Source organism: Luteibacter rhizovicinus DSM 16549, assembly GCF_001887595.1.
Classification (GTDB): Bacteria; Pseudomonadota; Gammaproteobacteria; order Xanthomonadales; family Rhodanobacteraceae; genus Luteibacter; species Luteibacter rhizovicinus.
Genome location: NZ_CP017480.1, coordinates 210,210 through 235,939, shown reverse-complemented (window position 1 = coordinate 235,939; position 25,730 = coordinate 210,210). Strand labels below are relative to the sequence as shown.

General features: G+C 65.6%; 24 protein-coding genes. 4 read left to right on the top strand and 20 right to left on the bottom strand.

Annotation, left to right across the window (positions count from 1 at the left end):
* Positions 1 to 5: 5 nt before the first annotated feature.
* From BJI69_RS01180 to BJI69_RS01125, 12 genes are read right to left on the bottom strand one after another with little or no spacing between them, the layout of a single operon-like run.
* On the bottom strand, positions 6 to 446 hold the full coding sequence (locus tag BJI69_RS01180; protein ID WP_046966285.1) for an acyl-CoA thioesterase: 441 nt from the start codon (positions 444 to 446) through the stop codon (positions 6 to 8).
* Positions 436 to 1,386 carry a lysophospholipid acyltransferase family protein gene (locus BJI69_RS01175; RefSeq protein ID WP_046966284.1) on the bottom strand — a complete coding sequence of 317 codons (951 nt, stop codon included), beginning with the start codon at positions 1,384 to 1,386 and terminating at the stop codon, positions 436 to 438. Before BJI69_RS01175 ends, BJI69_RS01180 begins: the two co-directional genes overlap by 11 nt.
* Positions 1,379 to 2,551 carry an ApeI family dehydratase gene (locus BJI69_RS22795; protein ID WP_071924836.1) on the bottom strand — a complete coding sequence of 391 codons (1,173 nt, stop codon included), beginning with the start codon at positions 2,549 to 2,551 and terminating at the stop codon, positions 1,379 to 1,381. The genes BJI69_RS01175 and BJI69_RS22795 overlap by 8 nt, the downstream gene beginning before the upstream one ends.
* Positions 2,539 to 2,808: a phosphopantetheine-binding protein gene (locus BJI69_RS01165; protein ID WP_046966283.1), complete on the bottom strand. Its 270-nt coding sequence runs from the start codon at positions 2,806 to 2,808 to the stop codon at positions 2,539 to 2,541. The genes BJI69_RS22795 and BJI69_RS01165 overlap by 13 nt, the downstream gene beginning before the upstream one ends.
* Positions 2,805 to 3,587, bottom strand: a complete 783-nt coding sequence (locus tag BJI69_RS01160; RefSeq protein WP_244465200.1) for a lysophospholipid acyltransferase family protein — start codon at positions 3,585 to 3,587, stop codon at positions 2,805 to 2,807. Before BJI69_RS01160 ends, BJI69_RS01165 begins: the two co-directional genes overlap by 4 nt.
* Positions 3,569 to 4,303 (bottom strand): beta-ketoacyl synthase chain length factor, encoded by a 735-nt coding sequence (locus BJI69_RS01155; protein WP_046966281.1) that lies wholly within the window; start codon positions 4,301 to 4,303, stop codon positions 3,569 to 3,571. Before BJI69_RS01155 ends, BJI69_RS01160 begins: the two co-directional genes overlap by 19 nt.
* Positions 4,300 to 5,526 (bottom strand): beta-ketoacyl-[acyl-carrier-protein] synthase family protein, encoded by a 1,227-nt coding sequence (locus BJI69_RS01150; RefSeq protein ID WP_046966280.1) that lies wholly within the window; start codon positions 5,524 to 5,526, stop codon positions 4,300 to 4,302. Before BJI69_RS01150 ends, BJI69_RS01155 begins: the two co-directional genes overlap by 4 nt.
* Positions 5,526 to 6,752 carry a beta-ketoacyl-ACP synthase gene (locus BJI69_RS01145; protein WP_046966296.1) on the bottom strand — a complete coding sequence of 409 codons (1,227 nt, stop codon included), beginning with the start codon at positions 6,750 to 6,752 and terminating at the stop codon, positions 5,526 to 5,528. Before BJI69_RS01145 ends, BJI69_RS01150 begins: the two co-directional genes overlap by 1 nt.
* A gap of 32 nt (positions 6,753 to 6,784) precedes the next feature.
* Positions 6,785 to 9,139: an MMPL family transporter gene (locus BJI69_RS01140; RefSeq protein ID WP_046966279.1), complete on the bottom strand. Its 2,355-nt coding sequence runs from the start codon at positions 9,137 to 9,139 to the stop codon at positions 6,785 to 6,787.
* A complete protein-coding gene (locus BJI69_RS01135; RefSeq protein ID WP_046966278.1) occupies positions 9,136 to 9,744 on the bottom strand; it encodes a LolA family protein in 609 nt (202 codons plus the stop codon). Before BJI69_RS01135 ends, BJI69_RS01140 begins: the two co-directional genes overlap by 4 nt.
* Positions 9,744 to 10,529 carry a glycosyltransferase family 2 protein gene (locus BJI69_RS01130; protein WP_046966277.1) on the bottom strand — a complete coding sequence of 262 codons (786 nt, stop codon included), beginning with the start codon at positions 10,527 to 10,529 and terminating at the stop codon, positions 9,744 to 9,746. The genes BJI69_RS01135 and BJI69_RS01130 overlap by 1 nt, the downstream gene beginning before the upstream one ends.
* An 8-nt stretch (positions 10,530 to 10,537) precedes the next feature.
* Entirely contained in the window at positions 10,538 to 10,807 is a 270-nt protein-coding gene (locus BJI69_RS01125) for an acyl carrier protein (protein ID WP_046966276.1), read from the bottom strand.
* A 411-nt stretch (positions 10,808 to 11,218) separates the two neighbouring features.
* On the opposite strand from BJI69_RS01125, the gene BJI69_RS22985 reads away from it, so the two are divergent.
* Complete coding sequence (locus BJI69_RS22985; RefSeq protein ID WP_280136181.1) at positions 11,219 to 11,353, top strand: hypothetical protein; 135 nt, start codon at positions 11,219 to 11,221, stop codon at positions 11,351 to 11,353.
* Between the two features lie 16 nt (positions 11,354 to 11,369).
* On the opposite strand, the gene BJI69_RS01120 is transcribed toward BJI69_RS22985, so the two are convergent.
* The 6 genes from BJI69_RS01120 to BJI69_RS01095 all read right to left on the bottom strand — a co-directional run bounded on the left by BJI69_RS01120 (position 11,370) and on the right by BJI69_RS01095 (position 16,500).
* Positions 11,370 to 12,695 carry a delta-60 repeat domain-containing protein gene (locus tag BJI69_RS01120; RefSeq protein WP_078022954.1) on the bottom strand — a complete coding sequence of 442 codons (1,326 nt, stop codon included), beginning with the start codon at positions 12,693 to 12,695 and terminating at the stop codon, positions 11,370 to 11,372.
* Positions 12,696 to 12,709: 14 nt separating this feature from the next.
* The gene (locus BJI69_RS01115; RefSeq protein ID WP_125902954.1) at positions 12,710 to 12,937 is read right to left on the bottom strand and encodes a S1 domain-containing protein; all 228 of its coding nucleotides are present in this window, start codon (positions 12,935 to 12,937) and stop codon (positions 12,710 to 12,712) included.
* Between the two features lie 85 nt (positions 12,938 to 13,022).
* Entirely contained in the window at positions 13,023 to 13,235 is a 213-nt protein-coding gene (locus BJI69_RS01110; protein WP_046966273.1) for a cold-shock protein, read from the bottom strand.
* 230 nt (positions 13,236 to 13,465) lie between these two features.
* On the bottom strand, positions 13,466 to 14,722 hold the full coding sequence (locus BJI69_RS01105; protein ID WP_162200966.1) for a hypothetical protein: 1,257 nt from the start codon (positions 14,720 to 14,722) through the stop codon (positions 13,466 to 13,468).
* Positions 14,723 to 14,858: 136 nt separating this feature from the next.
* Complete coding sequence (locus BJI69_RS01100) at positions 14,859 to 15,962, bottom strand: Glu/Leu/Phe/Val dehydrogenase dimerization domain-containing protein (protein ID WP_046966271.1); 1,104 nt, start codon at positions 15,960 to 15,962, stop codon at positions 14,859 to 14,861.
* Between the two features lie 193 nt (positions 15,963 to 16,155).
* The gene (locus tag BJI69_RS01095) at positions 16,156 to 16,500 is read right to left on the bottom strand and encodes a YXWGXW repeat-containing protein (RefSeq protein WP_071924834.1); all 345 of its coding nucleotides are present in this window, start codon (positions 16,498 to 16,500) and stop codon (positions 16,156 to 16,158) included.
* Between the two features lie 144 nt (positions 16,501 to 16,644).
* On the opposite strand from BJI69_RS01095, the gene BJI69_RS01090 reads away from it, so the two are divergent.
* Positions 16,645 to 17,523, top strand: a complete 879-nt coding sequence (locus BJI69_RS01090; protein ID WP_046968913.1) for an alpha/beta hydrolase — start codon at positions 16,645 to 16,647, stop codon at positions 17,521 to 17,523.
* A 34-nt stretch (positions 17,524 to 17,557) separates the two neighbouring features.
* Entirely contained in the window at positions 17,558 to 18,049 is a 492-nt protein-coding gene (locus BJI69_RS01085) for a DUF2199 domain-containing protein (RefSeq protein ID WP_046968914.1), read from the top strand.
* Here the strand turns inward: BJI69_RS01085 and BJI69_RS01080 are convergent.
* Together BJI69_RS01080 and BJI69_RS01075 are read right to left on the bottom strand one after the other, a co-directional pair.
* Positions 18,028 to 20,748, bottom strand: coding sequence for a DUF6493 family protein (locus tag BJI69_RS01080; RefSeq protein ID WP_046968915.1), 2,721 nt, complete (start codon positions 20,746 to 20,748; stop codon positions 18,028 to 18,030). The genes BJI69_RS01085 and BJI69_RS01080 overlap by 22 nt on opposite strands.
* Entirely contained in the window at positions 20,745 to 22,103 is a 1,359-nt protein-coding gene (locus tag BJI69_RS01075; protein WP_052767309.1) for an SWIM zinc finger family protein, read from the bottom strand. Before BJI69_RS01075 ends, BJI69_RS01080 begins: the two co-directional genes overlap by 4 nt.
* A gap of 153 nt (positions 22,104 to 22,256) precedes the next feature.
* Here BJI69_RS01075 and BJI69_RS01070 point away from each other — a divergent pair, with 153 nt between their 5' ends.
* The gene (locus BJI69_RS01070) at positions 22,257 to 25,709 is read left to right on the top strand and encodes a methylmalonyl-CoA mutase family protein (protein WP_046968916.1); all 3,453 of its coding nucleotides are present in this window, start codon (positions 22,257 to 22,259) and stop codon (positions 25,707 to 25,709) included.
* The last annotated feature ends 21 nt before the right edge of the window (positions 25,710 to 25,730 follow it).

The following is a 25,730-nucleotide window of genomic DNA, read 5'->3' as shown; positions in this document are numbered from 1 at the left end:
GGCGATCAGGGTGACGAATGACGCGCCAGATGGCGCTCGATGTCGTCGATGAAAACGGAAGGGGAGACCAGCTGCATCTCGCCGTCGGCGAGCTTGACCGCGACCTGGATGGTGCTGGCCCGGGTCAGTCGCTCGCCGCTGGCGGCGTCGCTGAGGGTGTAGTGAATTTTCAGGCGGTTCTGCCATTCGACCAGTTCGGCGCGCACGACCAGGGCCTGGCCGAAGCGCGCGGCTCGCGCGTAGCGCAGCTGCAGGTCGATGATCGGCCACGCATAACCCGTGTCCTTCATGCGTACATAGCCGTGGCCGAGCGCATCGAGCAAGGCACAACGCGCGATCTCGAGATACTTCACATAGTGGCCGTGCCAGACGACCTCCATCGAATCGACATCGAAGAAGGGAACGGTCAGCTCGGTATCGACGGCGAATACACCGTTAGCGCGCATCGGGGGCTCCGTTCGTACCGTGCCAGTACGCGTGGAAATTGAACCATTGCAGCGGCGCAGCGAGGCAATGCTGGGCGAGCCACGCGGCATAACGGGTGACGGCGCCGGCAATGGCGGCATCGCGTGTCGAACGCTCCCACGTGGAAGCGTCGTCGAATCGGCGCAGGTGGATCGTGTAACGGCCTGCGCGCTTGAGGCAACAGACCAGGTTGACCGGGCATCGCAGCATGGCGGCCATCAACCAGGGGCCTTGCGGAAAGGCGGCCGGCGCGCCGAGGAAATCGGCGTTCACGCGGCGACCGCCATGTTCGGGGACGCGGTCGCCGGCGATGGCGACCCATTCCCCGCGCTCCAGGCGTTGCGACAAGTCCATCATCGCGGCGGTATCGAGGTCGCCGACATGCATCAGGCGCAGGCGACGGTCGCCCGATTCGCCGAGCAGGCGGTTGAAGTGCGCCGCGTTCGGCAGGTGCATGAGCACGTTCAGCGCGACGCCTTCGCCGATCTCGGCCATGGCCCGGCACACGTCCAGGTTGCCCAGGTGGGTGCAGACCAGCAGCTGCCCGCGGCCGCCCGAACGGAGGGCATCGCGCACCCCGTCGGGATCGTCCATGTCGACCGAGGACAGGCACAGCTTGCCCCGCCAGACGTCGAAACGATCGAGCATGCATTCGCCGAAGGCGAGGTACTGGGCAAGCACGGGACCCGTGCGCGGAAAGAGGTCGGCGCGTCCGCTCCAGGCCGCCAGTCGCTGCTGGTAGTCGGCGACGATGCGCCGCGTGCCGCGACCGGTCACGAAGAAGTACAGCACGATGAGATAGATCACCGGCGCGACCGGTCGACGCCCGAGCAGGCGCACGGCGATCGAGGTGAGCTTCATGCCGAGAAAGCTCCCGCGCTCCCTTTTGGCGGCCCAGTGTGTGGCGGCGGCATCAGGCATGGGCGCCTTCCAGGCGCAGGTGCGCGGAAGAGTAGTGTGCGTCGCCGGTGCGGTAGGCGAAATGCAGGCGTTCGCGAACGGCGTCGTAACGCAACGTCAGCTCGATACGATCCCCCGGACGGAGCAGGCGCTGGAATTTCAGCGCGTCGATGCCACGGCACGTCGTCGGAGTACCGAGTCGCGGCGCCGCGAAGGCGAGCGCCCAGCCGATCTGGACCACGCCCGGGAGTACCGGCGCATCCGGAAAGTGCTCGGCGAAGCAGGCCAGGTCCAGCGGCAGCTCGAGCTCGATGACATGCGTGTCGCCGTCCAGGCGTTCACCGAGCACCCGTGGCAGGGTCGGCAAGGCGGCCTGCAGTAGCGCATCCGCTCGGGCGACGTCCGGCAGGACATCGACGAAGCGCCAGACCATCGGCGTCGACAAGGCATCGTCGCCGGCGGCCTGCTGGCCCAGTTCGTTGATGACGCCGGCACGGCCGTGGCGTAGCAGGGCGGTGCGTCCCGCGTGAGCCAGCTCCACGACCATGCCCGGCCCCAGCTTGCCGGCGTAGCCACCCGCTGCATCCGCGACCCAGGGATGCGAGAGCAGGCGTTGGGCCGCGCCGTCCATCGGTGCCTTGTTGATCCGGCGACGCAGGCGCTGCCGCAACATCCACTCGCCCAGGAAAAGGACGCCCATCACCGAATACGCCAGGATGCCGTTGTAGAAGGTCCACCACGACAGCGGCCCCCACTTGGCGAGAAGGCCGGAGGCGGTGCCGTTGAGGAAGAAGAACGCCACCCATACCCAGGTGACCTTGCGCGTGTAGCGCACGGCCACCGGCGGCAGGTCGGGTTCGGTGACGCGGGCGATGCGCTCGATCATCGGCGGCCCGAACTTCAGGCTGAGCCCGAACGCGGCCAGCAACAGCGCGCAGATCAGGCTGGGATACCAGCGCAGCAGGTCGTCCTCACCCCCGAAGGCCAGCACCGCGCAGTAGACCAGGGTGACACCGAGCATCCAGCGACCGCCGGGCTGGTGCCACAGGGCAGGCGCGCGCACCAGCCACAAGCCGCCGAGAATCAGCCCGAAGATCGGCGTGGACACATGATCCATGCCGAAATAGACGATGAAGGGATAGAGCACCCCGACCAGCAGGAGGACGAGGCTGCTCAGCTTGCGCATGGGGCCCGGTTCGCTTCGACGTAGTGGGCGAGGCTCGACACCGTTTCGAAATGACGCCGCGCGTCACGCGAATCCGAGGCGATTTTCAGGCCGTAACGCTGTTGCAGCGCGAGGGCGAGTTCCAGCGCATCGACCGAGTCCAGACCGAGCCCCTGGCCGAACAAGGGTTGGTCCACGGTGATGTCGTCCACTTTCAGGTGGTCGAGGGCGAGGGTTTCGATGATGAGTCCGGCGATATCCCGTTCGAGGTCGTTCATGCCTTGAGTTCCCTGGCGTAGAGGTGATGGAGATGTTCGTTGAGGCGACGCGAGGCTATCGGCCCGGGAGCGTGTTCGCTGAAGGCCGCCACCGGAATATCGTCGCCGACGCGGATATGCACATGCACGCGGCGGCGCGGCACCCTGTACCAGGGCTCGGCCTTGGTCAGCGTGGTCGGTACCACCGAGATGAACACCGGAGTCACGATGCGGGCACCGCGCACCGCGATGGCAGCGGCACCGCGGTGAAAAACGGGATCCTTGCCGGGCGTGGTGCGCGTGCCTTCGGGAAAGATGATCAGCGTCTGGCCGTCGCGGAGCACATCGGCGGCGCGGTCGAGCATCTCGGCGCTACCGTCGTTGCTGATGTAACCGGCCGCGCTGACAGGACCACGCATGCACGGGTTCTTCCACAGGCTGTGCTTGACCACGCAATTGGCTTCCGGCACGTGGCCGAGCAGGTAGACCACATCGATCAGGGAAGGGTGATTGGCGACGATCATCTGGCCGGGCAGGCCAAGGCGTTCCACGCCATCGAAGCGAAAGGCGACCGTGCCCGTCCGGTACATGAACTGCGAGTGCAGCCAGAACGCGCGGCCTACCGTTCGCCGCGCGCGCCGCCGGCGCACGGCCTCCGGTCCGGGCCAGGCGAGGACGAAGGGCAGCACGGCCACGCGGAGCACGATGCCACCGAGGCCGAACAGGGCGAAACTCAGGGCGGTGCAGAGGAAGCGCCAGGCCCAGAAATCGCCTCGGCGGGTCACGGTACCGGCTGCCATGTCCATCGTCGTGTCTTCCACGGGTGGTCGAGGGGCGCGCCGTCGTGCAGTGCGCGAACGAAACGCAGGGCATGCGGGCCCTCTGCCGACGGTTCACCTTCCGTATTACCACGAAGCGACAGCCGCCAGCGCGGACCCTCAGCCGATCCGTCGGCGTGTGAGACGCGCAGGGCGACAGCGTAGGAAAACGGTACGTCGTCGATCCAGCCGTCATAGGCTGATGCGGGGCGTTCCTCGGCGATCACGACGACCACGGCCGGGGCGCCATCGCCCAGCAGGGCCGCGGCCTCGACGATGGCATGCTCGAAGGTATCGGCCTCACCGGCGATCGCCACGGACTCGCCTCGCTGGCCGCGCAGGATCGACCACTGCCCGGCGATCGCGTTGTGCACGGACAGTCCGAACTGCGTGGGCGACAGTGGCGCCTCGCGGCCGATCTCGTCGAGCATGGCGAAGGTGCGCGTGGTCTCGCCGTGTCGCGAGGCGAAGACGAAAGGAAGTTGCTCGTCGTCCGCGCACATCGGCCACGCCGTATGCATCACGATACGTGCGAGGCGACTGAGGCGACGGCGCTGCATCGGCGCGACGAAGTCGCAGGAGGGCTGCTCACCGTCGTCGTCCAGAGGGCGAGGCGACGCCGACCACGCAGCCCAGTCGGAGGGATCGTCGACGCCGGGCGCCCACGCTCGCCAGCGCTCGATAGTCAGCTCGATCATGCATCTGCCCCGGCGTAACGGCGGAAAACCAGGGCGGCGCAGCTGCCGCCGAAGCCGAAGGTGTTCGACATCACGCTGTCGACGGGCAAGGCCAGTTCACCGTCGATCAAGGGCGCATCGGCGAAGGCGGCATCGCGCGTGAGCGGTGTCGCGCCGCCGAGCAGTACGCCGTGCTCCATCATGGCGATCGACGCGATGGCGTCGAGGGCGCCGGCGGCGGCTGGAGCGTGACCGGTCAGGCCCTTGATCGAGGACATCGGTGGCACGGCGTGGCCGCGTTCGCCGAAGACCTGGCTCAGCGCCTGCCACTCGGCGAGATCGCCGTGCACGGTGGCGCAGGCGTGCGTGTTGACGTAGTCGGGCAGCACGCCGGCGAGGTCGATGGCCTCGCGCATCGCGTCGGCCATGCCGGCAGCCTCGGGGCTGACCATCCCGTCCGGGTCCGAGGCCGCACCGTAGCCCACGAGTTCGGCCAGGATGCGCGCGCCGCGCGCACGTGCATGGTCGAGTGATTCCAGCACCAGCACGCCAGCACCACCGCCGAGGACGATGCCATCGCGATCGGCGTCGTAAGGGCAGGCCACCCGCTCGCCGGCCACGCTCGTCGTCGACAGCGCGTTCATCACGTCGAAGCACATCGCGGCCTTGTCGTGCAGTTCTTCGGCGCCACCGCAGACGACGATCTCCTGCCGCCCGAGCTGGATGAGTTCCATCGCCTGGCCGATCGCATGCGTCGCGCTCGTGCACGCCGAGCTGACCGTGAAGCCGCGTCCGCCGAAGCCGAAGGCGTGGGTGAGCGTGGCGGCCACTGCGCTACCCATGCTTCGCGGCACGATGAAAGGCGAAAGGCGCGAGATGCCGCGCGCATGGAACATGTCCAGGCCCGCTTCGTATTCGGAAAGGGCGGCCGACGCGCCCATCACGATGCCGACGTCGCGCTCGCGAATCCGGGCGTCGTCCAGCCCCGCTTCGTCGAGCGCTTCGCGAGTGGCGTGCCAGGCGTATTCCGCGGCCTGCGGCAGATACCGACGCAGCTTGCGATGGGGCGGCTCGAGGTCGCCGGTATCGGCAGGCGCGCCGACGCGGCAGCGCATACCCAGGGCGGCGAAATCGGGCATGTCGCGAAAGCCCGCGCGGCGCTCGCGCAGGCCATCGAACAAGGCATGACGGTCCGGGCCCAGACAGGACACGGCACCCATGCCGGTGACGACGACCCGCTTCATCAGCCGCAGGCCTTGAAGATCAGCGACGTATTGATGCCGCCGAAGGCGAAGTTGTTGTTCATCACGTAACCGGTGCGGATCTCGCGGCCCTCGCCGGTGAGATAATCCAGCGGGGCACATTCGGGGTCAGGCGCATCCAGGTTGATTGTCGGCGCAAACCAGCCGCCACGCATCATCTCGATCGCCCACCAGGCTTCCATCGCGCCGCAGGCGCCGAGGGTGTGGCCGACGTAGCTTTTCATCGAGCTGATCGGCACGCCGGTGCCGAGCACGTCCGCCGTGGCATGGCTTTCCGCCACATCACCGCGATCGGTCGCGGTGCCGTGCGCACTCACGTAGCCGATCGCCGCGGGCGGCAGGTCGGCATCGGCGAGCGCCATGCGCATGGCCGCAGCCATCGTCTCCCGTGTGGGTTGCGTAATGTGCTGACCGTCGGAGTTGGTGCCGAAGCCGGCGATCTCCGCGTAGATGCGTGCGCCGCGTGCGACGGCGTGTTCGTATTCTTCGAGGACCAGCGTGGTGGCACCTTCGCCGACGACGAGTCCGTCGCGCTTCGCATCGAACGGGCGCGGCGTCACCTGTGGCGTATCGTTACGCGTGCTCGTCGCGAATAACGTGTCGAACACGGCGGCTCCGGGGCCGGACAGCTCTTCGGCACCGCCGCAGAGCATCATCGTCTGCTTGCCGTTCTGGATCGCTTCGTAGCCATAGCCGATGGCCTGGCTGCCGGACGTGCAGGCGCTCGACGTGGTGATGATGCGACCCTTCAGGCCGAAGAACACGCCGACGTTCACGGCCGTGGTGTGGGCCATCATCTGGATGTAGCTGGTCGCGGTGACGCCTTGCATGGAGCCGGTCTCGAGCATGCGCCCAATGGTCTTCGCCGGCTCGATGCTGCCGCCGGACGAGCCATAGGCCACACCCATGCGGCCATCGGTGATGTCGGGGTTGCCAAGCAGACCGGCATCGTCGAGCGCACGCTCGCTGGCGGCGACAGCAAGCTGGGCCACGCGGCCCATCGAGCGCACGTGTTTCCTGGACCAGTTCGACGGCAAGCTGAAATCGTCGACGGGGCAGCCGAGTCGTCCGTTCAGCGCGTCGAAGTAATCCCATTCGTGCATACGGCGCACGGCGTTGCGGAACTGTCGCAGGCGCGCCTGGATGGTGGTCCAGTCGTGGCCGAGCGGGGTGATGCCGCCGATGCCTGTAACGACGACGCGTTTCATCGCGCGACCTCCGGTGTCGTGTGCTGCGTTGTTCATGCGGTTCGATTCTTCGGTGCGGGGGCGCTTACCGGCGCAAGCAGCGCGGTGAAGCCGATCCCGAGGAGCAGGGTGAGGCCAAAGTGTCTCAGGGCCGGCATCGTGCTGAGCGCGAGCAGGCCGAAGGAAAGCAGGGCGGTGACCGCCGAGAGCAGGACGCCGGCGTACGCCGCGCCCGGCAGGTGGGCGACATGTGGTTCGCCCTCACGCAGGAAGACCGCGTAGTTGGCGCCGACGCCGAGGACGAGCATCAAGGCCATGACGTGGAACAGGGTGAGGGGTTCACCGAGATAGCCCAGTGCAGCCACGCTGAGCACGATGCCGAGGGCGGGCGGCAACAGGACGCGCCACGCGGCGCGCACCCCGTAGCGCCACAGGAAGGCCAGTCCGACGAGCGCCAGTGCGCCGCCGAGCCAGACGTCGGCATAGCCGCGATAACGCCCGAACAGGGCGGTGATGCTGGCCGGCTTGTCGACCAGCGAAACGCCCGGCAGGCCATCGGCCGCCGCGCGAAGCAGGTTTGCGTCGTCCTGGCCCTGCGGCACGACGATGCTGCCGACGCCATGCTCGCCGCCGCTCATCCACAGATAGCGAAACGGCGTGTAAGCGGGCATGGCCAGCCAGTCGTCGAGCGTGAATGCCCGGCCGGGCCAGGCCGCGACGAAGCCGGCGCTCCCGTCCGCGCGGAAGCCGGCCTGGCCCAGCCATGCGGTCATGCGCTCGCGCGGCGTGAACAGTGGCGCGAGCGCGGCGATGTTCGATGCCTGCCGACGCGCCGACGGCAGCATCGCGGTGAGCCCGGTCCAGCCGCCGAGCTTGCCATCGGCGACCCAGGCCTGCAGCCGGTCGGTCAGCGCCTCCTCGCGCTGGAGGACTTCCTCGGCGCTGGCGCCTTCGACCAGCCAGAACTGACTGCCACCGCCGAAGCCGGCGACGTCGCGAATGGTCGCTGTCTGCGTTTCCAGCGCCTTCGGCGGCGAGATGAGCAGATGGATATCGTCGTCGTGGCCCAGACGCAGCCAGCCCGGTATGGCGACCACGCAAAGCATGGCCACGCCGAGCAGTGCGCGTCGCCCCGAGGCAATGCGTTGCCAGCCGAGGGCGAGCCGGACGAGGCCCGGGGCGAGCGGCGTCCGCGCAGGCTTCTGTGCCAGTGCCGGCAGCAGCCAGAACACGCTGGCGCAGGCCACGGCCATGCCGGTGATGGCGAACACGGCCATCTGGCGCAGGAACGGGAAAGGTACGACCGCGAGCAGTGAATAGCCCAGAAGGGACGTTGCCAGCGCAAGCAGCAGGGCCGGACGTACCTGGCGTACGCCGCGCTCGGCGTTCCACTGGCGGCCGGCGTTGGCGCGCGCGCACAGGTACTGGATCGAATAATCCACCGCTTCGCCGAGCAGCGCCGCGCCGAACACCAGGGTCAACAGGTGCAGTTGGCCGAAGACCAGCACGGTGGCGGCGATCGCGCCGATCACACCGAGCGCCGTGGAGACGAAGGCGATCAGTAACGGTCGCAGCGAGCGGAATACCAGGAGCAACAGCAGCGCGATACCTACGGTGGAAGCGATGCCGACCACATGCGTATCGTGCTCGGCCCCGGCGCGAGCCGAGGCGGCGTAGAAGATCGCCCCGGTGCGCAGCAGCGCCGTACCCGGGTGCTTTGCCGCCATCGCGCCTTCCGCCCGCTCCAGTGCCGCCAGCGCACGGCGCTGCACGACGTCGTCGTACGACGAACCCCTGAGCGTGGCGATGACGAGCACGTAGGTGCCGTCGTCGCGGCGTACGGTAAGCAGGTCGTCCTCTGGCACGAGGGCCGAGCGGTTCCACGGCTGGCGATCGAGCCAGTGCTGCATCCAGCCGAAGGGATCGTCGGTGAGCTTCGCGCCGACATTGGCGCCGAAAGGTTGGTTGAGACGGCGTTTGAGCGCATCGACGGGGTCGAAGCCGGGTGTCGTCAACGCGGCGCGGTCTTCCGGCGTCAGCAGGTGGAAGCGAAACGGCAGGAAGGGCGTGACCAGCTGGTCGAGATCGAACGGCGGCAGCTCCGCGATCACCGAGGCGAACGCAGGGTCCGGGCTGAGCGCGGCGCCGAGTTCGCGTGCGGCGTCCTTGGCCGTGTCGTCGTCCTTGTCGTGGACGAGCAGCACCATGCGATCGCCGCTGGCCCTGGCCAGTCGCTCGACGGCGTCCTCGGCAAGCGGATGGCGCTCCGTCGCGGGCAGCAGGGTGAGCACATCGGTTTGCAGTGGCGACGTGCCACGACCGAACAACAGCCACGCGCACAACAGGCAGGCGACCAGCGACGCGAATGCGAACAGGCCGGCGCGCTGCGAGGTCGAGAGCGACTTCATGGAATGCCGAGCACCTTGGCTTCGACCAGGGTGAGTGAGCCGGCATCGCGCGTGTTGGCGAAGACGATGAGCGTCCGCTCTCCACTGGCGAGATTCACTTCGATCGACTGCAGGAAATCGTCGCCCTTGAGCGTGATGCCTGCGAGCACCTTTGCCACGCGGGACTGGCGCGGCACGAAGTGCAGCGTCCAGTGCCCGGGCGTGCCTTCGGCGCTGATGGTGAACTGGCGCGCGGCATCGTCGGACTTGCCGGCGAGCAAGGACTGCAGCATCCCGGACACCTGGCTGACGCCACGATTGCCGTCACGAACGCGCTCCAGCTTGCCCTGTGCGTTCAGCCGCGAGGTGTCGCCCGAGGTGAAGACCAGCGTGTCCTCGAACGGATCGCGTGTGTGCCAGACCATGCCGTGGCCAATGACGAACAACAGGTCGCCATGGCTGATTTGCGGCGCGGCAAGTGCGGGATTGTCACGACTCTGGGTGAATTCGGCGCGCACCTGCGGATGCTTCGCCAGGTGACCGAGCACGTCGTCGGTGAGGGTCGGCGATTGCGCATGGACGGCGAACGCGCAGAGCAGGGCGAAGAAGGCGATCAGACGGCGCATCAAGGTGCCCTGTTCTGGAGCTTGCGAAAGAGAAGGCCCGGCGCACGCGGCAACATGCCGAGTAGCAGGCGAGTATGCATCACGGTGATCCGCGCGTTATCGCGCCACATGCGGAAGTGCGACAGGCCGTCTTCCGGATAGATCACCCGGGTCGGCAGGTTGCGCACCGGCACGCCCCGCCAGAACAGGCGGACGGCGATCTCGGTGTCGAAGTCCATCCGGGTCGGCAAGGGCTTGCGTGCGATCTCGGCGCGCGTGGCGTCCAGCGGATAGAGCCGGTAGCCACACATCGAATCCTGGATAGCGAACGACAGGGTCTCGGCCCAGACGCAAACGTGCGTGAGATAGCGCCCGTAAAGACGGGCACGAGGCACGGAGTCATCGTAGATCGGGCGTCCGCAGACCATGGCATCCGGCGCGGCTTTCGCCTCGGCCAGGAAGCGAGGTACATCAGCGGTGTCGTGCTGTCCGTCGGCGTCGATCTGCAGCACGTGGCTGTAACCGGCGTCGAAGGCGGCCATGAAGCCGGCGCTCAAGGCCGCACCCTTGCCGCCGTTGGCGACAAGGCGGATCAGGTGGAGGTCGTCGCGGCCATTGACGAGGGTGTCGAGGATGGCGCGGGTCTCGGCGTTGGATCCATCGTCCACGATCAGGACCGGCAAGCCATGACCGGCGAGCGCGTTGGCGGTCGCGGCAATGGTTCGCCCGTGGTTGTAGATCGGAACGACCGCGCAGGGCGCGAAGGGTCGCGCCGCGGTGTCGCGCGGTCCGGGACTGCCGGCCATCGGTCCGCTCAGCGGGCGACGAGGGTCTGCACGGTGGCGACCACGTCGCCCACGGTGCGCACGCTCTTGAAGTCTTCGGGCTTGATCCGGGTGCCGGTCATGTCCTGCACCTGGATCGCCAGATCGATGGCGTCGATACTGTCCAGCTCCAGGTCGGTGAACAGGTTGGCCTCGGGAGTGACCTTCGCCGGGTCGATTTCGAAGGTCTCGTGCAGCACGGACCGCAGACGCTCGAGTACGTCGTCGAAGGTGAAGGTTTCGGCTGGCATCGCGCTCATAAGCTGGCTAAGTCCATTTCATCCCCGGCGGGCGCGGTCACCCCGGGCAAAAGGGCGGCCACGCCGTCATCGAGGCGACGAAAGTCGGGATCGGAAAGTCTGGTTTGTTGCCGCCGCGAACGGCGTCCCCCTTGACCCAAAAGCTCCGTGTAGGCAAAGCCTTACAAGACAGCCCGGGGTGCCCGAAGTGTAGCAGATTGCCGCAGAGGGGAGGTTTCTTGCGACAGGGGCCTGGCCGGCGGGCGGACAGCGTCCGGACGCCTGGGCCAACGTCCGCGGACACCGGCGCCCGCCATGGCGGTTCGCCGAAAACCCCACAGGAATGCGCCCTGCAGGGGATTTCGTCGGTTGGCACGCCCGATGCAACCGATATCACGACCCCGCTTCATTCATCGTCCAAGGAGAACGACCATGACATTCGAAACCGCCCTGCTGAAGACCTTCTTCGTCGCCGGTGCCCTGACCTGCCTGCTGATGCTCGGTGCCTTCGTCGTTTCGCCGGCGAATCATGTGGCTTCGCCGGCGCTGGTGGCTTCTGCCCGCTGAACGGATTCAGCCTGGATCATTCCGCCGGGTTCTGGTCCCCGACCGTATGCGGGACGCGCATGACAATCGCGTGATTGAGTTCGTCCGCGCCGACGACCTGTCCCGAAAGCAGGATGCCGCGATTGCCCTGTACGGTGAATCCTCGCGAAAGCTCGTTGGCGTCACCGAAGCCCACGTACACAAAGCCGCGATCCCCGAACGATTCGTCCAGTACGCCCGACGCCGTGTACCTTCCGACGAAGAAACCGTGCGCAAAAAAATCGCCACCGATGCCGGATACGACGATCTTTCCTGAAAGATCGAACATGACGTCCAGCAACAAGCAGGTACCGATATGGGTTGGCGTCTGCGCCAACTGTCCTCCGGCGAAGCCTGCATCGGAGTGTCCATCAGCATCGATACCGACGAGGAAGCCGCGCCTGTGCGGGCGTCCGTCGTTTCCCATGGCGACGAACTTTCCCTCCTTCGTCGCCAGGAGCCTGACAAACGACATGACCGAAACGTTGATGTCGTCCACCGGAACGGCGTATTCGCCGTTTTTGCCGAACGCCGCGTCGAGCTTGCCATCCGAAAGATAACGGCGAAGAAGAGCTTCCGACTCTGTGTTCCCGGCGAGCACGAACCTGTCTCCCTGAGGAAGGCCGGATCGCGCGTTTCCATCCGGTCCACCTCGAAAGGGCACGGACAGCAGGCCGGTGCCATGGAACGAAGGATCGAACGCCCCATTCGCGAGCAAGCGAATGACGATCCCGTCGGTGGATCCGAGCTTCTTGTGGACGGCACCTCCCAGAACCAGGATTCGTCCGTCGTCCAGGGGAACGACGTTCACGTCGAGTAGGCTGTACTCGTCGAGGTCGAGTGTCCTGATACCTTCGCCAGCAAATGCCGTGTCGACGGAACCATCGGCGTTGAACCGTGCAATCACCGGTACGTTAGCCAGGTCACCACGAACGAGAATGCTCCCGTTGGGGAGGAGGTAGGGCTCGATGCCGCGAAAGCCCTCGTCCCGCGGGTGGATCGCGAAACCTTCGGATCCAAAGTCGCGGTCGATGTCACCGTCCGGATGGAGTCTGACGATACCCAACTGAGAAGTCGGATCCACCGTACCCAGGGTTTGTCGGCAACTCAGCGCAACGAGGATCGAATCGTCAGGAGCTGTCACGAGGTCGAAGCAAAAATTCTGGCGTATCCAGTGGCTTGGAGAGTGAGAATGCCATTGTCGCCAAAGGTGGGATCGAGCTTGGCACGTTCGGCGAGAGGCAGGCCTTCCAGGGGGCGTTTCATGGTCGTCGTCCTTGTGGTGTAGCCACCAGAACACTCTGGCGGCTGTCGGGTTGGCCATGGCGCGCTACGGACTCAGCCTCGATCGATCAGGCGCACGTTGGTGGCATAGAGCGGTCCGTCGACGCCCTCACCGAGATCGAACGTGACCCGGTCGCCGACCTTGAGCGTCGACCGTGGGAAGGGGAGGTGATGCTGCTCCAGGCGTTCCGCCAGGGCCTCGGCCCTGAAGCGGGCGCGTGGCCAGACACGTACGCTGCTCGCCTCTGCGAGAGTCATTCTGCGGTCCTTGTGGTCTTTCATGATCTGCATCCTCCAACGATCCTGTGATGGATGAGACAGGAGCACGCCAGCCGCCATGCTCCTTATGGGCTCCGCGTCTGCGCGATCAGGCCTTTTGAACCTCCTCGGCCTGCGGTCCCTTCGGGCCTTGGCTGACGACGAACGTGACCTTGTCGCCTTCACTGAGGGACTTGAAACCGTTGGTCTGGATGGACTTGAAGTGAACGAAGACGTCATTCGAGCCGTCTTCTGGCGCGATGAAGCCGAATCCCTTGGCATCGTTGAACCATTTGACCGTTCCGGCAATGCGATCGGACATGACACATTCCTTTTGTGATCCTCGCGACGATCGCGCATCCATGGCGTGCGAGCAGCCGGACGTATCGTCGACACCATCGTACGACGCCCATTCATCGGGTGACCGCTCCGCGGTCGAACAAACGCTGCAGGCTGGAGACAAAAAAAGCCGCCGGATCACGCCAGCGGCTTTTTCGTTGCCCATTACGCGTAGCGATTACTGCCCGCGATACAGTCGTGCGCGGCCCCCGTTCACGCGTGCGGTACACGCATGATGATCGCCCTATTCATCATTGGAGGGGCGGTGTTGACGATCTGCCCCGAAACCAGGATGCCCCGTGTGCCCTGGATGGCGAATCCGAGGGAAAGCTCGCGGGCTTCACCGAAACCGATGTACAGATAACCTCTATCTCCAAATGTTTCGTCCAGGGCGCCGGATGCGGAGTAGCGTCCAAGAACGAATCCCTCGCTGCTGAGGTCAACGTACACGACGACCCTTCCCGAGGTATCCAGTGCAAGTTTTGACATCGTCGATGTGCCAAGACGGGGAGGTGTAAAAAGGACCTTCCCTTCGGCGAAATCGGGATCGGCGTGGCCGTTGGCGTCGAGACCTACGAGGAAACCGGAGTACCGATCGAGATACTGGTCCCCGACACCGATGAGCTTGCCCTCCGGCGTCACGAGAAGGTCATTGAACGCTGCCCAGCTGGTGTTGATATCGCTCGACGGAAGGGCATATTCGCCGGCCACCCCGAAACTCGTGTCGATCTGACCATCCAGATGATATCGGCGTATCAGTGCTTCTGTTTCGGTGCCGCCTGCAAGCAGGTATTTGTCGTCGACCAGTAGGCCTAGGCTTGCATTGGTCGTCGCATCGCCGCGGAATGATAGGGACAGCATGCCGGTCTGATGAAATGAAAGATCGAGCTGCCCATTTTCCAGCAGGCGTATGACGATGCCGTCGGTGGATCCGATGACCTTATGCGTCGCGCGTCCGAACACCAGGATTCGCCCGTCGTCCATGGGAACGACGTCCGCGGCGATCAGTCGATAATCTTTCAGATCGAAGGTTTGCACTCCTCCGTCGGCGAAGGACTCATCCACTGACCCGTCGGCAAGGATTCGCATGAGCATTGGTTTGTAAGCGTCTCCCCCGAGGCAGCGAATCAGCATGTCTCCATTCGGTAGGATCAGGGGAGCGAACGGAGTCATTCGGGCGGCTTTTTCCGGATAGATGGCGTATCCCTGTGTCCCAAAGTCGGGGTCCACTTCGCCATCGGGGCCGATTTTTGCGATGCCGACGCCATCAGGGGCGTGCTGGCCAAATCTGCACGCCAAGGAAATGAAGATGGATCCGTCCGCTGTGGTGGAAAGACCCTTGGCGAAGGTCTGTGTAGCGTCGGGTGCGTGGAGCCAGAGAATGCCGTTGTCGCCAAATGCGGGGTCGAGTTTCGCGCGCTCGAAGCTTGAGATGTCGTCCTGTGTGCTTTTCATGATCTTCCTTTTCATGCAGCCGTCCAAATGGGCGGCAAAAGGCATACTGTCGGGAATCGCCTCACACCTCGATTAGACAAACGTTGTAGTCCCCACGAAAAAGCCGCCGGACTACGCCGGCGGCTTTTTCGTTGCCCATTACGCGTAGCGATTACTGCCCGCGCATACGACCCTGGAAACGCGGCGCGCCGTTGCCCATGTGGGGCAGGCGGATCTTGCCGATCGCGCTGATGCGTTCTTCCGCCATGCGGTCCGCGGCCTTGTAGGTCGGGATGTTGTCGCGGGCGGAGATTTCGAAGATGCGACCGACGTTGTAGTAGATCGTGCGCATCATGCGCATGGCGCGCTCGCGGTTGTAGCCGTCGATTTCCAGCGAGACGTTCATCACGCCGCCGGCGTTGACCGCATAGTCCGGTGCGTAGACCACGCCGCGGCGGGCGAGCTCGTCGCCGATCGCGTCGGTGGCCAGCTGGTTGTTGGCCGCACCGCAGATGATCTTCGCCTTGATGCGATCGATCGTCTGCTCGTTGATCGTGCCACCCAGGGCGCAGGGGCTGTAGACGTCGGCGTCGACGTCATAGATTTCGTCGAGGCCGACGGCTTCGCAGCCGAGTTCGTCGACGCAGCGCTGCACGGCATCCTTGTTGATGTCGGTGACGAACACCTTGGCGCCCTGCTCGCGGAGCAACTTGATGAACTCGCTGCCGACGTGGCCGCAGCCCTGCACGGCATAGCTGTACTTGCCGACGTCTTCGTTACCATGCTTGGCCTGCAGTGCGGCCATCAGGCCCTGCAGTGTGCCGAACGCGGTGAACGGCGAGGGATCGCCCGAACCGCCGTGTACCTGGTGCACGCCGGTGACGTACTCGGTTTCACGGTAGACGTATTCCATGTCGTTGACGTCGATACCGACGTCTTCGGCCGTGATGTAGCGGCCGTTGAGCGAGTTGACGAAGCGGCCGAAGGCACGGAACAGCGCTTCGGACTTGTCCTTGGAGGGATCGCCGATGATGACGGCCTTGCCGCCGCCCAGGTTCAGGCCGGCCACGGCGTTCTTGTACGTCATGCCGCGCGACAGGCGGAGCACGTCGTTGACCGCGTCCTGCTCGGTCTTGTACGGCCACATGCGCAGGCCGCCCAGCGACGGGCCGAGGACCGTGTTGTGGATAGCGATGATGGCCTTCAGGCCGGCGTCTTTGTTATGGCAGAAGACGACTTCTTCGTGGCCCGTGTTGGCGATGGTTTCGAAAATCATCGAACGCAAACTCCAGTTACAAGCGGCAGCAGCACCGCGCTTCGAGGTGAAGGCCCGTGATGGGGATCACGGGTCGGTAATGACCATCCAAAAAAATCGCCCCGGCCGGGTGGCGGGGGCGAGATGTCGTGTCAGCTGCCTAGTTTAAACCGTTGTGGGCGTCCGTGTAGGTGCGGCGCAGCAACGAAGAGTCTTATCGGTGCCAGCGCGGGTCGCGGACCCAGGTCTCACGCTCGATGCGATAGCCGCGGCCGTAGGGGCGCCAGACCGGCGGGCGGTAGACATAGCCCGGACGATAGTTGTTCCAGCGGCCCCCGACCCAGACATAGCGGCCGCCGTACCAGTTCCAATAGCCGGGTGCCCAGACGTAGCCGGAGCGGGGCGGCGGAACGCGCTCGAAGCGGGGCGGCGGGGGGCGGGTGCCGACGGTGACCACTTCGACAACTTCCCGCGCGGCAGCGGGCGGGGTGTAGGTTGCGGCGCCCGCGACCAGGCCGAGGGCGGCCAGGGCAACGAGTTTGTGGGTCAGGGTCGTCATATGAGCTCTCTCCTCGGGACGTCCGCGAATGCGGATTCGTGCGCCAGAACGCGGGTTCCTTACGAGGGGTTGACCGGTCCTCCGGGGTAGTATTCAGCTTCGCGAAAGCTTGCCCATCCCCCTTAGCTCACCGGTCCCCTCCCCATGAAGCCACCCCGCCGTTTTGGCGTGCGTACCGTCGCGACCCTGTTGGGCATCCGCTTCGCTTACCGGTTCGGCAGCCGTCTGGCGCCGACCCGCACGGTGGCCCACGCCGCCCGGGTCTTCCAGACCCCGCTGCCGAGCAGCCGCCAGCGGGCCGCGCACGCGCAGACCACCATGTCGGCGCGCAAGGACCAGGTGAACGTCGCTGGCGAATCCATCGTCACCTATGTCTGGGGCGATCCCTCCACGCAACCCTACGTGTTGCTGGCCCACGGTTGGTCCAGCATGGGCCTGCGCTGGGAAAGCTGGGCGCCGCAGCTCCTTGCGCAGGGCTGGGCCGCGGTTTCCTTCGATCAGCCTGGACACGGGCAGAGTGGAGGCACGCTGTGCACGTTGCCGGACTTCGCCCGCACCGTGGCGGCCGTCGGCCGTCACTACGGCGATGCGGAAGGGGTGATCGCGCACTCGCTGGGCGGCGCCGCCGTCACGCTGGCACTCGGGGACGGCTGGAACGCGAAGCGCGTGGTGCTGATCGCGCCGGCGGCCGACCCGATGGCGGCAACGCGGCGTTTTGCCCGCTTCGTCCGGCTCGCCGACCACCTGCGCGAGCCCCTGCATCGGGTGCTGGCCGCCCGCACCGGGGTGACGATCGAAGCCCTGCACGTGGAGCGGCATGCGCCGCAACGCACCCAGCCCGCCCTGATCATCCATGACGTGTCCGATCGCGACGTGCCGGTCGAGGAGGGTGAGCTGTATGCGCGGCTCTGGCCGGGCGCCGTGCTGTGGAAGACGCGCCGGCTTGGTCATCGCCGCATCGTCGACGATGAAGGTGTCATGACGACGGCGATCGCCTTTCTCGGTGGGGCCGACGTCAGCTGAGCTACCATCGGCCTCTACCTCACGGAGCGGTCCCATGACAGCTACCTGCGCGATCTGTGGAGCGACGCACGAGGAAGACGAGCTGGAACTCAGCTACGGCCGGCCCGATGCCATTTTCGAGATGGGCAACGACGAGCGTTCGCTCGACGTCTACGAAAGCGACGATGCCTGTGTGATCGACGACGAACGCTTTTTCCTGCGCGCCACCCTGCCGCTGCCTGTGCAAGGTCGCAAGGACGATTACCACATCGGCGTCTGGGTCGAGGTCAGCGAAGAACAATTTCATCGCGTCGGCGACCTCTGGGACGATCCCGAGCAGGCTGCCGAGCCCCCCATGTCCGCCACGCTGGCCAATGAAATACGCAGCCACGAAGGCAGTCTCGGCGAGCGGGTGCTCATGCAACTCACCGGGCCGACCACGCGGCCGCAGGTGTTCATCGTGGATTCGCAACTGCCGCTGGGGCACGAGCAGCGCGCGGGCATCACGACGCACCGCGCGAGTACCTACTCTGCGGGGTTGGGGTGAATCAGCGCCTTGCGGATCGACGCCGCCCGGCCCGACAACGTCAATGTGGGCAATAACGCGCGGGTGTCGTCGCCCATCCGTGCACCTGATGCCAGCAGCGTTTCGCGCAGCAGAGCCAGTAACTGGGCGACGTCCCGCGGCGGCTGGCCGGGGCTGGCACCTATCGCTACTTCCAGCAGGCGAATGACCACCGTCGATACACCGGGCGCGGCGCGCGTGGCCAACGCGAGGCTCTTCGCATAACGCGAGGCCCGTACGTGTCCGGTGGCAAGGAGCTCGCGCATGTCCAGGGCCAGTCGCTCTACATCGAGACGCCGGTCCAGAGCCATCTGCACGAGCGCGTCGACGGCCAGAGCCGTCTGCCCGGGTTCCTTGCCGGCCAGTGCGAGGGCGAGTAGCAGGCTGCCCATGGGTCCGGCGTGCACCGTCGGGTCGAGCAGCGGCGCGAGGTAGGCCCGGTTCTGCCAACGGGCCTCGGACCAGTCCAGGTTGTTGCCCAGCTCACGTACGCCTTCGACGAAGAAGGTGTCGAGGCAGGATGGCATCTGCATGGCGGAGTAACGGATCAGCCCTTCGTCGATGCCGCTATAGGCCCAGCGTTGCGACGCGTAGCGGGGCTCGAACGAGAGCGGCCTGTGGCGGAACGCGGCAATCAACAGGGGGTCCGTCTCCGCCGGTCGTCGATCGGCGTCAACGTTGAGGTCGTGGAAGGTATAGGTCCTTCCGTCGTACTCGTGCTGTCGGGTCGACACCTGCCACGACACCCGCGGTGCTCGTGTGGTGTCGGGGCCCAGATCGCCCAGCCTGTCGAGCAGCAGCGGATCGTCCGTACCCGGGTGACGGATACGCGCAGCCGCAGCCAGCAGGGCCACGTCGTGATCGCCCTCGTCCAGATTACCGCCCAGCGCGTAACGAAAGGCCCGACGAAGCGATGAATCTGGCAGTGCGGCGGCTTCCATCCGTACCTCGGACGTCGGGATCGGCACCAGGCGCAGCAACGCGCGCACCGCCTGTCGGCGATCGCAAGGGACGTTGGCCGCGGCGTGCGCCACCATGCGTTGAACGAGCCTGGCCGGGTCGATGACGCCGCCTCGATGCGTCGCCGCGTCGAGTGGCTCCAGTGCGGCACCGTGCTTCGCGGTCGCGACGGTGTCGACCATGCGATCGAGGATGTGGATGTCGACGCTGGCATGCTCGCCGTAGTGATCGACCTGGCGGCGGTACGCCATCACGGGAAGATCCAGCAGGGAAGCGACTAACTGCCCAAGCGCCTCTGCCACGGGTTTGCGCAAGCGTGGAAGGCGTTTTGCGATCGGTGCCAGCCGTGCGCGTGCGATCGCGTCCAGCGGAGCCATCCTTGTCAGCGCGGCAACCACTTCCTCGAAGGCGTCGATGTCCGTGTCGTTTTCAAAGACGTAGGCGATTCGTTCGACGAGGGTGTCCGGGTCGTCGATGCGTGCCAGCTTGCGCGAGGCGTCCAAGGGGCCGGCGACATGCCGTACCTCCTGTGGAGAGGGACTTTCGGGCGTCTCGTCCCGATCCGCGGAGTCACCCGTGAGCATGGCCAGGTTCGCACGATTCGACGCAGCGACGAGGGGCACGAACGCCGAGAGCATCGTGCGGACGTCGGCGTTCACGCCCACCCTGGCCAGCCGTTTGATCGCCTTGGCCTGCACACCGGCATCGGCATGCGCGAGTGCATCGACCAGGAGACGCGCCACGGACGCGGCCATCGTGGGATCGCCGCCCAGCCGTGTATCCATCAGTTTCATCGCCGTCTCGACGTGGCCCTTGGCGGCGGCGTGCATGACCGGACCGAGCGCGTCGAGCAGATCCTGCGTGTCGATCGGCGAAATCGCGTCGATTTTCTCCAGTGCCTTCAGTGCCACGCCAACCGTGGGCGAAATGCGGCTGCGGCAAAGCGCCAGGTAACGCGGCAGGCGAGGCATGAGTTCGTCGGCGTTTGGCGCCAGCCTCTCGTGGAACCGCGAGAACCAGCCTGACCGAAAGAGTGGCCAATCGCGTTCGAGGGCGTCCAGCGCCTTGTCGAGCAATACGTCGCGACCGAAGTGAGTCTGCGCCCACGATGAGGCGAAAAAGATCGACCACGCGTCCCGGCGATACTTGTCGACGGCGGCAAGGCTGGCGTCAGACGTCCCTTCGATTTCCATCACTCGAAGGATCACCTGGTGAAGCGTGGGGTCGCTGCGGACGTACGCTTCCATCGACTGCTTCTTTTGCCAGCCCGCATAGGTGGGTAGATCCATCATCATCAGCGTGTGCGCATCGCTGTCGGGCCTGGTCATCAGCCCTGCCTCGATGTAGGGATTTACATGAGCGATGCCGATCCTCGGCTGGCTCAAGATCGCTTCGCCCAGCCCCTGAAGTGACGGCGGATCGAACGCGCGTGCCAATGCGACGGCATCCTCGGCTCGCAGAAACGCGCCTGCGGCGTCGATGGCGGTGCCGCAGACAAACAGGCCTGCTCCCACCGCGAACCGGCGGTCGAGGTGGGGTTTGTTTTCTTGCCACGAGAGCTGCGGATTGTACTGTTCCTTGAGTTCCCCGGCCCGTTCGCGGAGCTTGGGCACCAGGGCCGCACGGTCCTCACGAGGTATCCCATGCAAGGCGCTGACGACTCCTGCCATATCGCCGCGCTCGAGCGCTTCGTCCAGCGCACGGTCCATCGTGGCGCTCATGCGTGTGCTTCCTGCAGCGCGACCGCCGCCAGCACGTGCTTGCATGGGCCACGATCGCCACCGTGTTTTGCGAACCACGGGCAGGTGCAACGCACTCGCCCGTCGACATCGCGCACGCGGTGCTCCACGCCATCGCTTTTCACGGCGGCGACGAGCGGTGCGCCGCTTTCGATGCGCACCGCCTGGTGGGCGAGAAGATCTTTCGCCGCCGCCAGTCGGGGGTGCCTGTCGTCGATCGCGGAAAGGTCGAATGGCAGGACACGGTGGAAGTGACCTTGCTCGGCGACGTCATAGCCCACGAGTCCCGTGGCGCCGAGTACGCGCAAGGCGTCGACGATGCGATCGCTGGCCAAGCCGGTGGTCGCCGATAACTCGTCGGCACGTAGCAAACGTTGCCAGTTCAGCTGCGCACGTACCTGGTTCAGTACGGCTCCGTTGCCGTCGTTGGTCAGCCGCATCAGGGCATGCAGCGACTGGCCTTCGCCAGAAAAGCCACGCCAGGTTTCAGCACTGAGTGCCAGGGTGACTCGCAGGCCGCGAAAATCCAGAACCCAGGCGCTGGCCTGGTTGGCGGGATCCGCGTACACGGTCAGGCCCTCGGAAAAAGGTATCAGGGCTTCAAGAGCGCGCAGGCGCGTGCTGTCCGTCAGGCGCACGCCATCGTCGAGTTCACGTGTCGTGGTGAACAGGCCTGACGGTCCACGTGCCACCCACATGGGTGTGCGGCTGGTCGACGCTCTCGGCAACGATCGCAGGAAGCGCAGGGCTTCGACTGCCGGCGCACGCAAGCGAGGCACCATGGCCGACTGAAAGGCCTGCACCTCCAGCATGCCCCGGATCCAGCGCTCGGGCAGGGCGACCTTGCGCTCGGTGATCGCTGCGCCCCGGGTCGTGACGCTGAATTCGTCGGCGCCCACCGAAAGCCCCAATCCATGATCGTCGCGCACCCCGGCCAGGGCCGCACGCATGGGCGCGTTGAAATCGACGTTCGTGCTGCCTTTGCCGATCACCTCGCCCTCGTAGCCTTCCGGGCCCAGGTCGACCCGGATATAGGTGCTGCAGCAGGCGGAGAAGCCTTCGAACCGGAGCATGCCGCCGCCGGAGGTGACCACCGGGTCGGACTGCGCGATGCGCATGGCCACCGTGTTGGCTGGGGTGAAGAACCGTGCGCCGACGATCAGGTGCACGGCGGTAAGGGCGTCGGCCACCCGTCGCGGTTGGCGTACCCGCCCTTCGAAGAAGTAAGGCGGCGGGGCGTCGGCCGGGCTGCCCGTCACCAGGGCGAGGTGCGGTCGATCACGCGCGGCGACGGTCGAAACGCCACGGTACCGGTAGACGTGCGGTATCTCGGCCATGCGTGCCACCCCATCCCCTAGCCCAGCGGGCATTAGACCCGATCGGGCGGGCCCTTGGGAGGCCCCTCGCTGCACTGCACCAGAGCCCGCTGGGCCTCCGGCGTTAGAATTGCGGGGTTCCCCATCCGCAGTCGATCTTCCCCCGGAGTTTCCATGAGCTCGCAGCCCAAGCACATCCCCGCCAGCCACACCGACGCGGAGGCGACGCCGTTGCGCTTCGTCACGGCGGCGAGCCTGTTCGACGGGCACGACGCGGCGATCAACATCATGCGTCGCATCATCCAGAGCCAGGGCGCCGAGGTGATCCACCTGGGGCATAACCGCTCGGTGGAAGACGTGGTCCGCGCGGCGCTGCAGGAAGATGCCGATGCCATCGCGCTGTCGTCCTATCAGGGCGGCCATGTGGAATATTTCAAGTACATGGTCGACATGCTGCGCGAGCGTGGCGCCGGCCATATCCGCGTGTTCGGCGGCGGTGGTGGCACGATCACGCCCGAGGAGATTCGTGAGCTGCAGGCGTACGGCGTAGAGCGCATCTACCACCCGAACGATGGCATGAAGCTCGGCCTCACCGAGATGATCGAGGACGTGATGTCGCGCACGCGCGCCGCGGCGAGCCAGCGCGTGGAAGCGGCGCCGGTGACGGCCTCGGTCGAAGACGAAATCTCGATCGGCGCCATGCTGTCGGCGATCGAGGAAGATCTGCTTCCCGAAGCCGAGCTCGCACGCCTGCGCAAGGAATGGCAGCTCGCCGGCAACAAGACACCCGTCCTCGGCCTGACCGGCACCGGCGGCGCGGGCAAGTCCAGCGTCGTCGACGAACTGCTGCTGCGCTTTCTTCACGCGTTCCCGTCGATTCGCATCGCCGTGCTCGCGGTGGATCCGACGCGTCGCCGTAGCGGTGGCGCCCTGCTGGGTGACCGCATCCGCATGAACTCGCTGCGCAGCCCGCGCGTTTACATGCGTTCCATGGCGACGCGTCGCCAGCACGCCGCCACGTCGATCGTGCTGCACGACTGCATCGATTTCCTCAAGTCGCAGGCCTATGACCTGGTGATCGTGGAAACCGCCGGTATTGGCCAGAGCGACTCGGAAATCGTCGACCTCGTCGACTTCCCCGTCTACGTGATGACCAGCGAGTACGGCGCGGCGAGCCAGCTCGAGAAGATCGACATGCTCGACTTCGCCGAGCTCGTCGTCCTCAACAAGTTCGACAAGCGTGGCGCCGAAGATGCGCTGCGCGACGTGCGCAAGCAGTGGAAGCGCAACCGCACCGCCTTCCAGATGGCTGACGAGAACGTGCCGGTCTATCCGACCATCGCCAGCCAGTTCAACGATCCGGGTGTCACCTGGATGTTCGCCAATCTCTGCCGCCTGATGCGCGGCAAGCTTTCCCTGCCGGAAGCGACGTGGACGCCGGATATCGACACCACACTGCGCGAGCCGCGCGCCACGGTCCTGATTCCCGGAAACCGCGTGCGCTACCTTGCTGAGATCGCCGAGCAAGGCCGCGGCGTGAACAGCGGCATTGCCAGGCAGGCGGAGGCGGCGAGCAAGGCCCAGCATTATTACGAGTCGTTGAAGGATATCGGTGACGTGGCGCTGCCGCGCGCATTCGATCTCTACGATCACGATGCGTTGAGCGTCGAGGGTGACCGTTCGTTGTCGACGCTTCGCCAGCGCTACAACGAGGCCGTGCGTGAGCTGACCAGCGAAGCGATCGCCCTGTTGCGCGAGTGGCCGTCGCGCTACGCCTCGGTCACTGACGAGTTCACCGAATACCAGGTGCGCGACAAGGTCATCCGCGTCGAGAATTACCGCACCTCGCTCAGCCACCAGAAGATCCCCAAGGTATCGCCGCCGAAGACGAAGGACTGGGGCGAACTGCTCTCCTTCCTCATGCGCGAGAACCTGCCGGGCTACTACCCGTACACCGGCGGCGTGTTTCCCTATCGCCGCGCCGGCGAGGATCCGACCCGCATGTTCGCGGGCGAAGGCACCCCGGAACGGACCAATCGCCGTTTCCATTACCTCTCGCTGGGCGGCGCCGCGGCGCGCCTGTCGACGGCGTTCGATTCGGTCACGCTGTACGGCGAGGACCCGGCCCCGCGCCCGGACATCTACGGCAAGATCGGTAACTCCGGCGTTTCCATCGCCACGCTCGACGACATGAAGAAGCTGTACTCCGGCTTCGACCTGACGGCACCGTCCACGTCGGTCTCGATGACGATCAATGGCCCGGCGCCGATCATCCTCGCCATGTTCATGAATACGGCGATCGACCAGAACGTCGAGAAGTACCTCAACGAAGAGCCCTCGCGCTGGGACGCCGCCAAGGCGCGTATCGCGCAGCTTTACGCCGACGGCAATCGCCCGACGTATACCGGCGGGTTGCCCGAAGGCAACAACGGCCTCGGTCTCGGCCTGCTCGGCATCTCGGGCGAGGAAGTGGTCGATGCCGAAACCTATGCGCGGATCAAGACCTTCACGCTGGCCAACGTGCGCGGCACCGTGCAGGCGGACATCCTCAAGGAAGACCAGGCGCAGAACACCTGCATCTTCAGCACGGAGTTTGCGCTCCGCATGATGGGCGACATCCAGCAGTACTTCGTCGACCATAAGGTACGCAACTTCTACTCGGTGTCGATCTCCGGGTATCACATTGCCGAAGCGGGTGCGAACCCGATCAGCCAGCTGGCCTTCACGCTGTCGAACGGCTTCACCATCGTTGAGTATTACCTCGCCCGTGGCATGAAGGTGGACGACTTCGCGGCGAACCTGTCGTTCTTCTTCTCCAACGGCATGGATCCGGAATATACCGTGATCGGTCGCGTCGCCCGCCGCATCTGGGCTCGCGCCATGCGCGAGCGCTACGGTGCCAGCGCACGCAGCCAGATGCTGAAGTACCACATCCAGACCTCCGGCCGTTCGCTGCACGCGCAGGAGATCCAGTTCAACGACATCCGCACCACGCTGCAGGCGCTCTACGCACTGTTCGACAACTGCAACAGCCTGCACACCAATGCGTATGACGAAGCGATCACCACGCCGACCGAAGAAAGCGTGCGCCGCGCGGTGGCGATCCAGCTGATCATCAATCGCGAGCTCGGCCTCAACTTCAACGAGAACCCTTGGCAGGGCAGCTACGTGGTCGACGAGCTGACCGATCTTGTCGAGGAAGCTGTGTACAAGGAATTCGAGGCGATAAGCGAGCGCGGTGGCGTGCTCGGCGCGATGGACACGATGTACCAGCGCGGCAAGATCCAGGAAGAATCGATGTACTACGAGCACAAGAAGCACGATGGCTCGCTTCCGCTCATCGGCGTCAACACCTTCCTGCCCAAGGACCACGGTGGCGAGATCTCGACCGAAATCGAACTGATCCGTTCCACGGAAGAAGAGAAGGGCCAGCAGATCGACAACGTGCTGCTCTACGGCCGCGCACGCAACAGCCTGGCCCCGGAAAGCCTGCGCACCCTGCAGAAGACCGCCCGCGAGCGTCGCAACGTGTTCGAGCAGCTGATGGACGCGGTGAAGAACAACTCCCTCGGCCAGATCAGCCACGCCCTCTACGACGTCGGTGGTGAGTACCGCCGCAACATGTAATCGCCTAAGCTCCCTCGATAC